This window comes from Allobosea sp. RAF48 (assembly GCF_052114025.1).
Lineage (GTDB): Bacteria > Pseudomonadota > Alphaproteobacteria > Rhizobiales > Beijerinckiaceae > Allobosea.
In genome coordinates, this window is the sequence record NZ_JBFRDZ010000016.1 from 71,278 (window position 1) to 85,593 (window position 14,316).

Annotated in this window: 12 protein-coding genes; 5 read left to right on the plus strand and 7 right to left on the minus strand. The window is 66.2% G+C overall.

Annotated elements, in window-relative coordinates; genetic code table 11:
• Positions 1 to 15: 15 nt before the first annotated feature.
• From AB4Z10_RS24805 to AB4Z10_RS24815, 3 genes are all read right to left on the minus strand, one after another.
• The gene (locus AB4Z10_RS24805; protein WP_441473074.1) at positions 16 to 486 is read right to left on the minus strand and encodes an HPr kinase/phosphorylase; all 471 of its coding nucleotides are present in this window, start codon (positions 484 to 486) and stop codon (positions 16 to 18) included.
• The gene (locus tag AB4Z10_RS24810; protein WP_441473075.1) at positions 476 to 2,275 is read right to left on the minus strand and encodes a stimulus-sensing domain-containing protein; all 1,800 of its coding nucleotides are present in this window, start codon (positions 2,273 to 2,275) and stop codon (positions 476 to 478) included. The genes AB4Z10_RS24805 and AB4Z10_RS24810 overlap by 11 nt, the downstream gene beginning before the upstream one ends.
• Positions 2,276 to 2,344: 69 nt before the next feature.
• Positions 2,345 to 3,046, minus strand: coding sequence for a response regulator transcription factor (locus tag AB4Z10_RS24815; RefSeq protein ID WP_441473076.1), 702 nt, complete (start codon positions 3,044 to 3,046; stop codon positions 2,345 to 2,347).
• Between the two features lie 142 nt (positions 3,047 to 3,188).
• On the opposite strand from AB4Z10_RS24815, the gene AB4Z10_RS24820 reads away from it, so the two are divergent.
• From AB4Z10_RS24820 to AB4Z10_RS24830, 3 genes are all read left to right on the plus strand, one after another.
• Positions 3,189 to 3,950 (plus strand): HugZ family pyridoxamine 5'-phosphate oxidase, encoded by a 762-nt coding sequence (locus AB4Z10_RS24820; protein ID WP_441473077.1) that lies wholly within the window; start codon positions 3,189 to 3,191, stop codon positions 3,948 to 3,950.
• A gap of 257 nt (positions 3,951 to 4,207) precedes the next feature.
• Positions 4,208 to 5,818: a phosphoenolpyruvate carboxykinase gene (locus AB4Z10_RS24825; protein ID WP_441473078.1), complete on the plus strand. Its 1,611-nt coding sequence runs from the start codon at positions 4,208 to 4,210 to the stop codon at positions 5,816 to 5,818.
• 109 nt (positions 5,819 to 5,927) lie between these two features.
• Positions 5,928 to 6,938 carry an Lnb N-terminal periplasmic domain-containing protein gene (locus AB4Z10_RS24830; protein ID WP_441473079.1) on the plus strand — a complete coding sequence of 337 codons (1,011 nt, stop codon included), beginning with the start codon at positions 5,928 to 5,930 and terminating at the stop codon, positions 6,936 to 6,938.
• Between the two features lie 173 nt (positions 6,939 to 7,111).
• Here the strand turns inward: AB4Z10_RS24830 and AB4Z10_RS24835 are convergent, their stop codons facing one another.
• The 3 genes from AB4Z10_RS24835 to AB4Z10_RS24845 all read right to left on the minus strand — a co-directional run bounded on the left by AB4Z10_RS24835 (position 7,112) and on the right by AB4Z10_RS24845 (position 10,974).
• Positions 7,112 to 8,530 (minus strand): sodium:proton antiporter, encoded by a 1,419-nt coding sequence (locus AB4Z10_RS24835; protein WP_441473080.1) that lies wholly within the window; start codon positions 8,528 to 8,530, stop codon positions 7,112 to 7,114.
• Positions 8,531 to 8,545: 15 nt separating this feature from the next.
• Positions 8,546 to 10,216 carry a TRAP transporter large permease gene (locus AB4Z10_RS24840; protein ID WP_441473128.1) on the minus strand — a complete coding sequence of 557 codons (1,671 nt, stop codon included), beginning with the start codon at positions 10,214 to 10,216 and terminating at the stop codon, positions 8,546 to 8,548.
• Between the two features lie 158 nt (positions 10,217 to 10,374).
• Positions 10,375 to 10,974, minus strand: coding sequence for a TRAP transporter small permease subunit (locus AB4Z10_RS24845; protein ID WP_441473081.1), 600 nt, complete (start codon positions 10,972 to 10,974; stop codon positions 10,375 to 10,377).
• A 287-nt stretch (positions 10,975 to 11,261) separates the two neighbouring features.
• On the opposite strand from AB4Z10_RS24845, the gene AB4Z10_RS24850 reads away from it, so the two are divergent.
• Complete coding sequence (locus AB4Z10_RS24850) at positions 11,262 to 12,050, plus strand: class II glutamine amidotransferase (protein WP_441473082.1); 789 nt, start codon at positions 11,262 to 11,264, stop codon at positions 12,048 to 12,050.
• A gap of 76 nt (positions 12,051 to 12,126) precedes the next feature.
• Here the strand turns inward: AB4Z10_RS24850 and AB4Z10_RS24855 are convergent, their stop codons facing one another.
• Positions 12,127 to 12,360 carry a hypothetical protein gene (locus AB4Z10_RS24855; protein WP_441473083.1) on the minus strand — a complete coding sequence of 78 codons (234 nt, stop codon included), beginning with the start codon at positions 12,358 to 12,360 and terminating at the stop codon, positions 12,127 to 12,129.
• A 281-nt stretch (positions 12,361 to 12,641) separates the two neighbouring features.
• Here AB4Z10_RS24855 and AB4Z10_RS24860 point away from each other — a divergent pair, with 281 nt between their 5' ends.
• Positions 12,642 to 14,297, plus strand: coding sequence for an acetolactate synthase large subunit (locus AB4Z10_RS24860; protein WP_441473084.1), 1,656 nt, complete (start codon positions 12,642 to 12,644; stop codon positions 14,295 to 14,297).
• Positions 14,298 to 14,316 lie beyond the last annotated feature (19 nt).

The following is a 14,316-nucleotide window of genomic DNA, read 5'->3' on the forward strand; positions in this document are numbered from 1 at the left end:
TTGTCAAAATCGTGGTTACAACTCGGGCTCTGTGAATAAGTCGAGGGCGGTCAGGACGAGCCGTTCGTCGCCGACGCGGCCGAATATCCGCAGGCGCGGCAGGTCCAGCCCCGCAAGATTATCGACCAATTCCTCGGGCTCAGGCATCCGGGCCGGCTCTTCGCCGATCAGATCGACGAGCAGACGGACGACGGCGGCCCCGGTGAAGGGTTGGGGCGTGAGGCCTAGGCCACGTCGCTCGACAACCCCTTCCAGCGGCGCGACCGGCCGGGCCAGCAGACGACCGCCAGCAGCCGTCAAGGCGACGCGATCGTCGGCGACCAGTCGAGCGAAGCGACCGGAGCGCTCGGCGAGGCCGACAAGGGCCAGCGCGAGGGATGACTTGCCGCTGCCGGAGGCGCCGCGCAGCAGGATGCCTGCCTCGCCGATCGCTATCGCGGTGGCGTGGATGCGCTCGCTCGTTTTTGCGTTCGGCTCAGGCGGCATGCGAGTACGCCGCCGGCAGACAGACGATGAAGCGAGCGCCGATCCGGCAGGCTTCGCCGTCCGGTCCGACAGGTCCCAGCCGGTTCTCGGCCCGGATCGAGCCGCGATGCGCCTCGACGATCTGGCGCGAGATCGAGAGGCCGAGGCCCGAATTCTGGCCGAAGCCCTCATTGGGACGGTCGGTGTAGAAGCGCTCGAAGATCCGCTCCAGCGCATGCGGCTCGATGCCCGGCCCCTCGTCCTCGACGGTGACCAGCACGTCGTTGGCGACGCGCGAGAGCATGACGCGCACCGGCTTGTCCGGCGGCGAGAAGGAGCGGGCGTTGTCGATGAGGTTGACCATGACCTGGCCGAGCCGGGAGTCGTGGCCGAGCACGAGGAAAGCATCGTTGCCGGCGCGCTGGCTGCGACGGTCGGCCACCAGTTCGATCATGGCCTGGCCCTCCCGGCGGGTCTCGTTCTGGATCGTCACGACAGCTTCCAGAACCCGCCCGATATCGACCGGCGCAGAATCGTTGCGCGCGAGTTCGGCATCGAGGCGCGAGGCGTCCGAGATGTCCGAAATCAGACGGTCGAGACGACGCACATCGTGCTGGATCACCGCGAGCAGACGCGAGCGCGAATCCTCGGTCTTGGCGCGAGGCAAGGTCTCGACGGCGCTGCGCAGCGACGTCAGCGGGTTCTTGAGCTCATGCGCGACGTCGGCCGCGAAGCTCTCGATCGCCTCGATGCGGCTGTAGAGAGCCTTGGTCATGTCGCGCAGCGTGCCGGAGAGATGGCCGATCTCGTCGTGCCGGCTGCTGAAATCCGGGATCTGCTCGCGCGATTTCACGCCCTTGCGCACGCGCTGCGCGGCATCCGCGAGCTTGCGGATCGGCTCGGCGATGGTGCCGGCCAGCAGGACCGACAGCACGATCATCACGCCGGCCGCGACGGCGAAAACCTGGAAGATGGCGAAACGCTCGGCGGCGATGACGGCATCGATGTCGCCGCCCTGCGTCGAGAGCAGCAGCGCGCCCTTCACGGTGCGGAAACGCTGCACCGGCACCGCGACGGAGACGATGGTCTGTCCCCGCGTGTTGACACGCACCACGCTCGCCGGCGAGCCGCTGAGGGCGCGGGCAACTTCGGGATAGGACTTGCCGTTGGCGTTCTCGAAATCATCATAGGTCGGCACGTCGGCCTTGCCGAGCCGATTGCGCAGCATGTTCCAGGTGCGCTCCAGGAGCGGCGGCTCGTCGGGCTCACCGACGCGCGGCAGGTCGAGGCGCAGCACGTCGCCGCGCGAATAGAGGCTGCGCGAGTCGAGGGTGAGCAGGCCGTCCTTGTCGTAGACCCGCGCGCGGGTCTTGGTCGGCGTCACCAGCCGGCGCAGCAGCGGCGCGACCTTTTCGGGGTTGATCGAGAAGTCGAGCGGATCCTCGGCGATGCCCGCGCTCTCTCCGGCCTGGAGCTGCAGCAGCTTGTCGGGATCGATGGTGATCGTATCGATCTCGACCGTGGCGGAAGAGGCGATCGCGCCGGCGATGATCTCGCCTTGAGTGAGCAGGCTCTGCACGCGGGCCTCGATCAGACCCTCGCGGAACTGGTTGAGGTAGAGGAAGCCGAGCAGCAGCGCCACGAGGCCGCCGAGGTTGAGGACGAGGATGCGCCGCGTCAGGCTCGAGGCAGCGCGTGCCGAGATGGCGCGACCCATCCGCCGCCAGACGAGGCCGACACGGCGGCGCAACGCCCCGCGCCAGCCGGCGGCTGGCTTTGACGGCCGGGCCTGGTTGTCGACGGTTGCCATGGCTTGCGGCTGACTTTCCGCTCAGGAGACGATGGGTGCGCCGGAGGCGGCGCGTCCCGCCTTCCTGCCTCAGACTTCCTTGAAACGATAGCCCACGCCGTAGAGCGTCTCGATCATGTCGAACTCGGGATCGACCTGATTGAACTTCTTGCGCAGGCGCTTGATGTGGCTGTCGATGGTGCGGTCATCGACATAGACCTCGTCGTCATAGGCGGCGTCCATCAGCGCATTGCGGCTTTTCACCACACCCGGCCGCTGGGCCAGCGACTGCAGGATCAGGAACTCGGTGACGGTGAGCGTCACCGGCTCGCCCTTCCAGGTGCAGGTATGGCGCTCGGGATCCATGCGCAGCAGGCCCCGCTCCAGGGCCTTGGCGTCCTCGGCACGGGCGGTGGCCGTGACGTCCTTGGTTCCGGCGCGGCGCAGGATCGCCTTGACGCGCTCGACCAGCAGCCGCTGCGAGAACGGCTTCCGGATGAAGTCGTCCGCGCCCATCTTGAGGCCGAAGAGCTCGTCGATCTCTTCGTCCTTCGAGGTCAGGAAGATGACCGGCAGATCGGACTTCTGGCGCAGGCGGCGCAGCAGCTCCATGCCGTCCATGCGCGGCATCTTGATGTCGAAGATCGCGAGATCGGGCGGGTTCTGCTTCAACCCGTCGAGGGCCGAGGCACCGTCCGTATAGGTCATGATGCGATAGCCCTCTGCTTCGAGAGCAATCGAAACCGACGTCAGGATGTTGCGGTCGTCATCGACCAGCGCAATCGTTGGCATAAGGCTTTCGTCTCTTGGTCTCGTTGCAATAAACGGGTTCCCCTCTCGCGGGAGAGAGGCCAAAGCGTGGCGGCAATCTAGCCGGGCCGTGGCGATTTGCCTATGTCCCCGTATCACAAGCCTGAAATCGGAGAGAGGTTCCATGGCCAAGGACCCCAAAGACGTGATCCAGCCGATGGACGATGCCGTACGCACAGAGGCCAAGGGATTGCTGCGCGGCGCCCGCTCGGCGGCTTTTGCCACGCTTGGGCCCGATGGCCATCCCTCGGCCAGCCTGGTCGGGCTCGCCACCGACATCAACGGCACGCCGATCATCCTGATCTCGGGCCTGGCCGCTCATACGGCGAACCTGATCGCCGATCCTCGCGCTTCGCTCCTGATCTCGCCCGGCGGCAAGGGCGATCCGCTCGCTCATGCGCGCATCACGCTCAAGGTCCGCGCCCGCAAGATCGAGCGCGAGACGGAGGAAGGCCTGCGCATCCGCCGCCGCTATCTGGCACGCCAGCCGAAATCCGCGCTCTATGCCGACTTCCCCGATTTCGGCTTCTTCGCGCTGACGATCGAGGGGGCCAGCCTCAATGGCGGCTTCGCGCGCGCCTTCGCACCGACGCCGGCCGATCTGATGAGCGACCCGGCCCATGCCGCCGCCCTCGCCGATGTCGAGGATGGGGCGGTGGAACACATGAACACCGACCATGCCGATGCGCTCGGCCTTTATGCGACACGGCTTCTCGGCGCCAAGGCGGGTGACTGGAGAGCGATCGGCCTCGACCCCGACGGGCTCGACATGACGCTCGGCAGCGCCGCGCTGCGTCTGCCCTTCCCTGCCTCCGTGGACGGCCCTGCGGCGTTGCGCCGAACCCTCGCCGAGCTCGCCGGAAAGGCGCGCGCGCAGTCCGCCTGACCCGTTGGACAGCAGCCGCGGCCGGCAAGGCTCCGAAGGCACCGTCCTCCGATTCACCACAACCGCATTTCAATCGATTTAGCGAAAGCCGCGAAGAGACCGGGCATTTCCAATGACTTGAGCCCGAGCGATCATGGCCGTAAAGACCGGGCGTGGCCCAAGTGCCTTGCCTCGACGCCCGGACCTTTCGACCGGCCCGTGCGTATGTGTTTCGACAACAGGCTGCCCTGGCAGGGACCAGCCTCCGGAGGAATTCAGTGGACAATATCGGTCAGTTCAACGCCGCCCATGGTGCCGAGGCCTTCAGCTTCCGCAAGCTCAAGGCCGTGCGCTGGAACCTGGAAGCGCCGCAGCTTTACGAAGAGTCGCTGCGCCGCGGCGAATCCCAGCTGGCGCGCGGTGGCGCGCTCTGCGCCGATACCGGCACCCACACCGGCCGCTCGCCCAAGGACAAGTTCACGGTGCGCGACGCTCTGACCGAGAATACGGTCTGGTGGGACAACAACCAGGCGATGTCGCCTGAGCATTTCGAGACGCTGCTCGGCGACTTCCTGGCCCATGCCGAAGGCAAGGAGCTCTTCGCGCAGGATCTCTATGGCGGCGCCGACCCGGTTCACCGCGTCCGTGCCCGCGTCTACACCGAGATGGCCTGGCACTCGCTGTTCATCCGCAACCTGCTGATCCGCCCGCCGCGCGACGAGATCGACGGCTATGCGCCTGAGATGACGATCGTAGACCTGCCGAGCTTCCGTGCCGATCCGGCGCGCCATGGCTGCCGCAGCGAGACCGTCGTCGCCATCGACTTCACCCGCAAGATCGTGCTGATCGGCGGCTCGGCCTATGCCGGCGAGATGAAGAAGTCGGTCTTCACCTATCTGAACTACGTTCTGCCGACCAAGGGCGTCGTGCCGATGCACTGCTCGGCCAATGTCGGCCCCAAGGACGATTCCGCGATCTTCTTCGGCCTCTCCGGCACCGGCAAGACCACCCTCTCGGCCGATCCCGAGCGCACGCTGATCGGCGACGACGAGCATGGCTGGTCGAAGGAAGGCATCTTCAACTTCGAGGGCGGCTGCTACGCCAAGACGATCCGCCTCTCGGCCGAGGCCGAGCCGATGATCCACGCGGCATCGCTGCGCTTCGGCACGGTGCTCGAGAACATCGTCATGGAGCCGCTGACGCGGGAGGTCGATTTCGACGACCAGTCGAAGACCGAGAACACCCGCTCGGCCTATCCGCTCGATTTCATCCCCAACGCCTCGCGCACCGGCCGCGCCGGCATCCCGAAGAACATCGTGATGCTGACGGCGGACGCCTTCGGCGTGATGCCGCCGATCGCCAAGCTGACCCCGGCAGAGGCGATGTACCACTTCCTCTCCGGCTACACCGCCAAGGTCGCTGGCACGGAGCGCGGCCTGACCGGCGTCGAGCCCGAGTTCTCCACCTGCTTCGGCTCGCCCTTCCTGCCGCGCCACCCTTCGGAATACGCCAACCTGCTGCGCGACTTCATCGCCAAGCACCATGTCGACTGCTGGCTGGTGAACACCGGCTGGACCGGCGGCAAATACGGCACCGGCCGGCGCATGCCGATCCGCGTCACCCGCCGCCTGCTCTCGGCTGCGCTCGACGGTTCGCTCAACCGCGCCGATTTCCGCCGCGATCCCTATTTCGGCTTCGCGGTGCCGAGCTCGGTGCCCGGCGTCGAGCCGCACATCCTCTATCCGGTGAAGACCTGGGCCGACAAAGCCGCCTTCGCCGAGACCGCGAATGATCTCGTCGGCATGTTCGCCAAGAACTTCGCCAAGTTCGAGGCCCATGTCGACGACGCCGTGAAGGCGGCGGCCCCGACGAACTCGCTCGCGGCCTGAGAATTTCCGGCGTTGCATCGCCTGTCATCCCCGACAAGCGGCCTTGGCCGCGCCGATGCGTGATGACTGCGTTTGGGACGGATCGAGAAATCGGTTACGAGAGGCGGCCATGGGCCGCCTCTTTTCGATTGTGCTGAAGCTTCTCCTGACCCTCGTCATTCTCGGCGCCGCAACGTGGGGCACGGGCTTCCTGCTGTTCCGGCTCACGGGCGCGATCGCGATCGTCGGCGCGATCGGCTTCGGCATCGCTGCATTGGCGGGCCTCATCGGCGTCTGGACGAGCGACGCGCGCCTGCCGCTCGGCTTCGCTATGGTCTTCGTCGGCCTGCTCTCCTGGTGGAGCAGCTTCCAGCCCTCGCATGATCGCGACTGGATTCCCGAGCTCGCTAGGCTGCCGACGATCGCCCGCGAGGGCGACGTGCTCACCGTCTCCAACCTGCGCCATTTCCGTTGGCGCACGGAGGAGGATTACGACCAGCGCTGGGAAACGCGCCGATACAACCTCGCGGCGATCAGTGGCGCCGACGTCTTCCTGACCTATTGGTCGGGGGAGGCGATCGCGCATCTCCTGGTCAGCTTCACCTTCTCGGATTCGGTGCCGCTGACCTTCTCGATCGAGGTTCGGCGCGAGAAGGGCGAGGAATGGTCGGCCCTGGCCGGCTTCTTCCGCAGCTACGAAATGGCCTATGTCGCCGCCGACGAGCGCGACATCGTCGGACTGCGCACCCATGCGCGGCGCGAGGATGCCAGGCTCTTCCGCCTCAGCGCCTCCGCCAGCCAGGCCCGCGACCTGCTGCTCGCCTATATCGCCGACGTCAACGATCTCGCCGCCAGGCCGCGCTGGTACAACACGCTGACGACCAACTGCACCACGGTGGTCTACCACCTCGTCGGCAGCGTCGCGCCGGGCTGGAAGTTCTCACTGCCGCTCGATCCGCGCGTGCTGCTCTCCGGCTATCTGCCGGGCTATCTGCAGCAGATCGGCGCGATCCGGCAGGACATCCCGCTGGACGAACTGGTCCGGCTCGCCCGCATCGGCGACCGCGCTCGCACGCTCTCGCTCGACGACCCGGATTTCTCCGCAAAGATCAGGGAAGGCGTTCCGACCGGACGGCCGTGAGGCTGCGCGTCATCGCCGGGCACGAGGCCGCGGGCCGGCCTCCCCCCTGCCCTGAAGCTCTCAGCGTCATGCTCGCCCTTGTGGCGAGCATCCACGTCTTGAACACCGCTCTGTATCGACGAAGACGTGGACGGTCGGCACAGGGCCGACCATGACGGATCGGCTCGGCGCTCCTACCTGAAGAACAGGAAGGTCAGCACCACGAAGAGCGGGATCAAGATCGCGCCCGACCAGAGCATGTAGCCGAAGAAGCTGGGCATCGCGACCTTCCGGTCCTTGGCGATGGCATAGACCATGAAGTTCGGTGCGTTGCCGATATAGCTGTTCGCCCCCATGAAGACCGCGCCCGCCGAGATCGCGGCCAGCGCCGACGCGCCGTTCGTCATCAGTGCCTTGGGGTCACCGCCCGCGAGCTCGAAGAAGACGAGATAGGTCGGCGCGTTGTCGAGGAAGGAGGAGAGCGCGCCGGTCAGCCAGAAATAGGCGGTCGTGTTGGCGCTGCCGTCGGTGTTGGAGACCAGCGCGACCAGCGGCGCGAAGGCGCCCTCCCGCCCCGCCTGCAGCATCGCCAGAACCGGGATGATGCAGATGAAGATACCGGCGAAGAGTTTGGCGACCTCCTTGATCGGCCCCCAGGAGAATTCGTTGCCGGCACGGACGGGGCCAGGCGTGAGCTTGAGCGAGAGCCCGGCGAGGGCGAGCAGAATGAGGTCGCGCAGCAGGTTCTGCCCTTCGACGGCGACGCCGTGCACGGTGAAGGCGGTGCCCGGCTTCCAGTTCGCCGACATCAGGATCGCGCCGATCACGCCCGCCAGCAGCAGGATGTTGACCTTGCCCCAGAGCTTGATGGCGCGGTCCGGCGTCGGGTCCTTGAGCGTCGGGTAGCCCTTCTCCTTGCGGAAGAGGAGGCTGTCGAATGCATAGAACAGCGCCAGCAGGGCGATGACGGCAAAGCCTGTCTCGGGCAGCAGATGCGTCGTGGTCCAGAAGAAGTCGACGCCGCGCAGGAAGCCGAGGAAGAGCGGCGGGTCGCCAAGCGGCGTCAGCGAGCCGCCGATATTCGAGACCAGGAAGATGAAGAAGACGACGACATGGACGTTGAAGCGCCGGTCGTCATTCGCCCGCAGGACCGGGCGGATCATGATGATCGAGGCGCCGGTCGTGCCGACGAAGCTTGCGAGCACCGTGCCGATCGCCAGCAGGGTGGTGTTGGTCAGAGGCGTACCGCGCAGGTTGCCGCTGATCAGGATGCCGCCGGCGATGGTGAAGAGCGCGAAGAGCAGGATGATGAAAGGGATGTAGTCGAGCAGCGCCGTGTGAAGCAGCGCAGCGAGCGCCGGGTCGAGCCCTCGGAGAAGCACCAGCGGAGCCAAGGTGAGCACGGCCCAGAAGGCGGCGAACTTGCCGTAGTGGCGCTCCCAGAGATGCGGGAACACCACCGGACCCAGCGCGATCGAGAGCAGCATGCCGGCGAAGGGCAAAGCCCAGCCGGCACCCATCGTTGCCCCGCCGATATCGCCGGCGGCCAGCGCCGGGCCAGCGGCCAGAATGGCCGGCACCGCCGCGATCAATGCTCCCCCGCGCCGCATCATCTCAGAGACCGGCCGTCAGGGCTTCGGCGCCTCGATGACCGGCGGCGCATTCAGGTCGAATCCGCCGGGCAGGCCCGGCCCGCCCAGGCCCGGGATCTGGATCGAGTCGAACTGCTTGTCGATCGCCTTCTGGTCGAGCTGCACGGCCGATGCCTTGTAGTGCATCACCATCTGCGGGAAGAGCACGACGAGCGCGACCATGATGCACTGGATCACCACGAAGGGCACCGCGCCCCAATAGATCTGGCCGGTGGTGACGGGCGCCATCATCTTGCCGGTGACGCGATCCTTGTAGGGGTTCTTCGGCGCGACCGAGCGCAGGAAGAACAGCGCGAAGCCGAAGGGCGGGTGCATGAACGAGGTCTGCATGTTCACGCCGAGGATGACGCCGAACCAGATCAGGTCGATCCCGAGCTTGTCCGCCGCCGGTCCGAGCAACGGCACGATGATGAAGGCGAGCTCGAAGAAGTCGAGGAAGAAGGCGAGCAGGAAGACCATCACGTTGACGACGATCAGGAAGCCCGTCGCGCCACCGGGCAGGCCGACCAGCAGGTGCTCGACCCAGAGATGGCCGTTGACGCCATAGAAGGTCAGCGAGAACACCCGCGCGCCGACCAGGATGAAGAGCACGAAGGCCGAGAGCTTGGCGGTCGATTCCGTCGCCTGCCGGAGCAGCTCGAAGGTCATCCGCTTCTTGCCCCACGCGAGCAGGATCGCGCCGGCAGCACCCATCGCGCCGCCTTCCGTCGGCGTGGCGACGCCGATGAAGATCGTGCCGAGCACCAGGAAGATCAGCGCCAGCGGCGGCACCATCACGAAGATGACCTGCTCGGTCATCCGCGACAGCAGGTTGAGCTTCAGGAACTTGTTGATCAGCGCGATGACGAAGGAGACCCCCACCATCAGCGACATGGTGAGCACGACGAAGTCCGAACCCGCCGTCACCTTCGTGAACAGCTTCATGTAGGCATAGGACAGGGCGAAGGCGATGATCGTCACGACCAGCAGCGAGAAGCGCCGCGTCTTGCCGTCGGCATCGCGCAGCGTCTGTGCCTCCGGCGGCAGCCCCGGCGCGCGCTGCGGGTAGACGATGGTGACGAGGAAGACATAGAGCGCGTAGAGACCGGCCAGGACGAGGCCGGGGATGAAGGCGCCCTCATACATATCGCCGACCGAGCGGCCGAGCTGGTCGGCGAGCACGATCAGGACGAGCGAGGGCGGGATGATCTGCGCCAGTGTGCCCGATGCCGCGATGACGCCCGAGGCGAGGCGCCGGTCATAGCCGTAGCGCAGCATGATCGGCAGCGAGATCAGGCCCATCGAGATCACGGAAGCCGCGACGACGCCGGTGGTTGCCGCCAGCAGCGCGCCGACGAAGATCACCGCATAGGCGAGGCCGCCGCGGACGGGGCCGAAGAGCTGGCCGATGGTGTCGAGCAGGTCCTCCGCCATGCCGGAGCGCTCGAGGACCAAGCCCATGAAGGTGAAGAAGGGGATCGCCAGCAGCACGTCGTTGTTCATCGTGCCGTAGATGCGTTCCGGCAGGGCCTGGAGAAAGTTCTCCTGGAACATGCCCAGATCGATGCCGATCAGCGCGAAGAGCAGGCCGTTGGCGGCGAGCGCGAAGGCGACGGGATAGCCGAGCAGCAGGAAGACGACGAGCGTCGCGAACATCACCGGCGCCATGTTGACGCGCAGGAAATCGCCGATGCCGCCGCCCGCCGCGAAGGCGTCGCCAGTGTGGAGGCCGAAGAAGGCGAGGACGGTGAGCGCGAGCAGCAGGCCGGCGACGCGCGGAAGGCGATGAGCGTGCATGGGATCGTTCCGGACTTCTTGCGGGCCGCTCACGAAGCGAGGCCCTGTTCCTTGGCTTGGTCGAGCAGGCGCTGGGCTTCCGCCTCGGCCGCGGCCGCATGGCCGGCGGCGGCCTCCTGATCCTCAAGGTCTCCGCGTATGATCGCGATCTGCTTGATGATCTCTGAGACGCCCTGGAAACTCAGCATCACGAAGCCGACCACCACGAGGCCCTTGGCGGGCCATTGCGGCAGGCCGCCGGCCGAGAGCGACTGCTCGTTGATGGCGTAGGAACGCAGGAAGAACGGCCAGGAGTGGTAGACGATCAGCAGGCAGAACGGCATCAGGAACAGCACGTGACCGAGCAGCTCGATCCACTGGCGGACGCGCTTCGGCAGCATGCTGTTCACGATGTCGATGCGGATGTGCTCCTTCACCTGCATCGTCCATGACGCGCACATCAGGAAGACCGCACCGAACAGCATCCATTGCAGTTCGAGCCAAGCATTCGACGAGACGTTGAAGATCTTGCGGACGATCGCATTGACTGTCGCGACGATGACGGCCGCGAGGATAAGCCAGGCGACTTTCCTGCCGATGAAGCCGTTGACCGCGTCGATGACCCGGCTGATGGCGAGGAGGCCCTTCACATTCCCGCTCCCGTCGAGGCGCTACGCGCCGGATATGCTTTTCCGGGCATTGATTATGCGCCGTTTACGCGCTGGATCGGTATAGGAGCGTTGCGCCGCACGCAAGACTATGTCGTTCTCATCCCTTAGACGAAAGATGGATGTGCGCGGCCCTCGCATTTCGCGCCAGCAGATTGCGAGCAGCATCCGCCCGGATGCGCCCGCAGAGAAAATTCGTTATGTCCACGTTCATCTTCGGGGAACAATATTCCCCGTGATCATTCCCCACCGGCTGATTCGAGGCCGAGATGTGTCGCTTCCTCGCCTATTCAGGCGTCCCCGTCTTTCTCGAGGATTTCGTCGCCTCGCCCTGCCATTCGCTGATCCACCAGTCGCTTCACGCCGAGGAGGCCAAGACCGGCACGAACGGCGACGGCTTCGGCATCGGCTGGTATGGCGAGCGGGCCGAGCCGGGACATTATCGCGAGGTGCGCCCGGCCTGGTCCGACGAGAACCTGCTCTCGATCGCCCGGCAGGTGCGCTCGCATCTGTTCTTCGCCCATGTCCGGGCCGCGACAGGCACCGCGACGACGCGGGCCAACTGTCACCCCTTCGTCCACGGCCGCTATCTCTTCATGCATAATGGCCAGATCGGCGGCTACGGACTGATCCGCAGGCAGCTGGAGGCGTTGATCCCGGATTCGCTCTACGGCGCCCGCGCCGGCACCACCGATTCCGAAGCCCTCTTCCTGCTCGCCCTTGCCCATATGGCCGAAGGCATGGCACCGGGCGAAGCGCTTGCCGCCGCCCTCTCCGACGCGCTCTCCCTGATGGAACGGACAGGTGTCCGCGAGCCGCTGCGCTGCGCCGCCGCGCTCGCCGACGGCGAAACGATCCATGCGATCCGCTGGTCTTCAGACGCCAGGCCGCCGAGCCTCTATGTCTGTCCGCGGCCCGACAGCGTCGTCGTCGCCTCAGAGCCAGTCGACGCCGCCCGCGAATGCTGGCAGGCCCTGCCCTGCAACACGCTGGCCACGGTGCAGGCCGGCAACGTCACCTTTTCGCCCTTCCTGGTCGGGTTGCGGCAGGCAGCCTGACCCCCAGTGCGGCGCCGGCACGGCGGCAAAAAAGGGGCCGTTGTGTGCGGCCCCTCTCCGGGCGTACCGCCAGATCTCAGTTGTGATGCGGCAGCACGCCGGTGTTGTCGCCCGACTGGTTGTATTGGTCGGACGGGGCCCTGAAGTGGTTGTGATAGGCCATGTACTGGGCCTGCTCCGCAGCAGCCCGCTGGCTCTGGCTCTGTTCGCGCACGATGCTCGCGGCGCCGAGCTCGGCGGCGTAGGCCATCGATCCGGCTCCCAGGAGAAGCAGCGCAGCAGCGACGGCAACGATCTTGCGTGAAAGCATGGCAACCTCCTGAACTGTGTCGCCCGTCAGGTCTAGCTAATCATCAAGCACCGATTGCCAATCTTCTTGCCTGCCTGCTTGGCCTCACTTTCGCGTGAATTTCGGGAAGGCAGCCGATACATGCGCCCTTCAGTAATCGCCGCCGTGCAAGGAGCAGCAATATCCTCAAAGGCGCGGCCGCCATGCGCCACGCGCCCTGACGCATACCCTGTTGCCTTCCTACGTCGAAGGCCTAGCCTTGCCGGTCTGGCGAGGCCGCTTCCACTGAAAGGCGACGGGCGATGAAGAAGGGTTCCGATCTTCTGGTCGAAGCGCTTGAGAACGAAGGTGTCGACCGCGTCTTCGGTGTTCCGGGCGAGGAAAATCTCGACGTCGTCGAGTCCCTGCGCAAATCCAAGATCGAGCTGGTTCTGACGCGGCACGAGCAGGCCGCCGCCTTCATGGCCGCGACCCATGGCCGGCTCACCGGCAAGCCCGGCGTCTGCATCGCGACACTCGGCCCCGGCGCGCTCAATTTCTCGACCGGCGCGGCCTATGCCCATCTCGGCGCCATGCCGATGATCCTGATCACCGGGCAGAAGGCGATCATGACCGCCAAGCAGGCGCGCTTCCAGATCGTCGACGTCATCGCCTCGATGCGCCCGCTCACCAAGATGACGCGCCAGATCGTCAGCCCCGGCAGCATCCCCTCGGTGGTGCGCGATGCCTTCCGCGTCGCGATGGAGGAGCGGCCGGGCCCGGTCCACCTCGAACTGCCCGAGGACGTCGCGGCCGAGGAGATCGAAGACATTCCGCTGATCCCGGTCCACCCGCTCGACCGGCCGATCGCACCGGACGCGCCGCTCGACCGCGCGGCCGAGATGATCCTCGCCGCCAGGCGGCCGCTGGTGATGATCGGCGCCGCGGGCAACCGGCCGCGCCTGGTCGAGCCGCTGTCGGCCTTCGTGCGCCGCACCGGCCTGCCCTTCTTCAACACCCAGATGGGCAAGGGCGCCGTCACCGGCGGCTCGAACCTCTATATCGGCACGGCCGCGCTCTCCGAGGGCGACTATGTCCATGAGGCGGTGGCGCTCGCAGACCTGATCGTCGCCGTCGGCCACGACACGGTGGAGAAGCCGCCCTTCCTGATGCGCAATGCCGGCGGGCCGAAGGTGATCCACATCGGCTACCAGTCGGCCAATGTGGAGCAGGTCTATCACCCCGACGCGGAGGTGATCGGCGATATCGGCGCCACGGTCACCGGGCTGGCCGACAGGCTCGAGGGCAAGCTGCCCGAGCAGAAGCAGATGCTGGAGCTGCGCCAGAAGGTCCTGACCAAGATCAATGCCCGCGCCGAGGAGGACCGCTTCCCGGTGACGCCGCAGCGGCTCGTCCATGACGTGCGGGCGGTGATGCCGGAGGACGGCATCGTCTGCCTCGACAACGGCATGTACAAGATCTGGTTCGCGCGGAATTACCGCACCCACGTCGCCAATACGCTGCTGCTCGACAATGCGCTGGCGACGATGGGGGCCGGCCTGCCCTCGGCGATGATGGCGGCAATGCTGCATCCCCGGCGGCGCGTCATGGCCGTCTGCGGCGACGGCGGCTTCATGATGAACTCGCAGGAGATGGAGACGGCGGTTCGGCTCGGCCTCAACCTTGTCGTGCTCGTGCTGAACGACGGCGCCTACGGCATGATCCGCTGGAAGCAGGCCGTCGACAAATTCCCCGATTACGGCATGACCTTCGGCAACCCCGACTTCGTGCATTATGCCGAGTCCTATGGCGCCAAGGGCTCCCGCGTGACCTCGGCCGAGGCGCTGGTGCCGACGCTGGAAGCCGCCTTCAAGGGCGGCGGTGTCCATCTCGTCGACTGCCCGATCGACTATTCCGAGAACACCCGCGTCCTCGTCGAGGAGTTACGCAACAAGGTGCCGGACGTCGATCTGGCCTGAGCAATGCTCCGATCTTCGA

Coding starts and splice junctions, on each gene's coding strand:
- AB4Z10_RS24805 (WP_441473074.1), bottom strand. CDS start 486: ATGCCGCCTGAGCCGAACGCAAAAACGAGCGAGCGCATCCACGCCACC.
- AB4Z10_RS24810 (WP_441473075.1), bottom strand. CDS start 2,275: ATGGCAACCGTCGACAACCAGGCCCGGCCGTCAAAGCCAGCCGCCGGC.
- AB4Z10_RS24815 (WP_441473076.1), bottom strand. CDS start 3,046: ATGCCAACGATTGCGCTGGTCGATGACGACCGCAACATCCTGACGTCG.
- AB4Z10_RS24820 (WP_441473077.1), top strand. CDS start 3,189: ATGGCCAAGGACCCCAAAGACGTGATCCAGCCGATGGACGATGCCGTA.
- AB4Z10_RS24830 (WP_441473079.1), top strand. CDS start 5,928: ATGGGCCGCCTCTTTTCGATTGTGCTGAAGCTTCTCCTGACCCTCGTC.
- AB4Z10_RS24835 (WP_441473080.1), bottom strand. CDS start 8,530: ATGATGCGGCGCGGGGGAGCATTGATCGCGGCGGTGCCGGCCATTCTG.
- AB4Z10_RS24840 (WP_441473128.1), bottom strand. CDS start 10,216: ATGGCGCCGGTGATGTTCGCGACGCTCGTCGTCTTCCTGCTGCTCGGC.
- AB4Z10_RS24850 (WP_441473082.1), top strand. CDS start 11,262: ATGTGTCGCTTCCTCGCCTATTCAGGCGTCCCCGTCTTTCTCGAGGAT.
- AB4Z10_RS24855 (WP_441473083.1), bottom strand. CDS start 12,360: ATGCTTTCACGCAAGATCGTTGCCGTCGCTGCTGCGCTGCTTCTCCTG.
- AB4Z10_RS24860 (WP_441473084.1), top strand. CDS start 12,642: ATGAAGAAGGGTTCCGATCTTCTGGTCGAAGCGCTTGAGAACGAAGGT.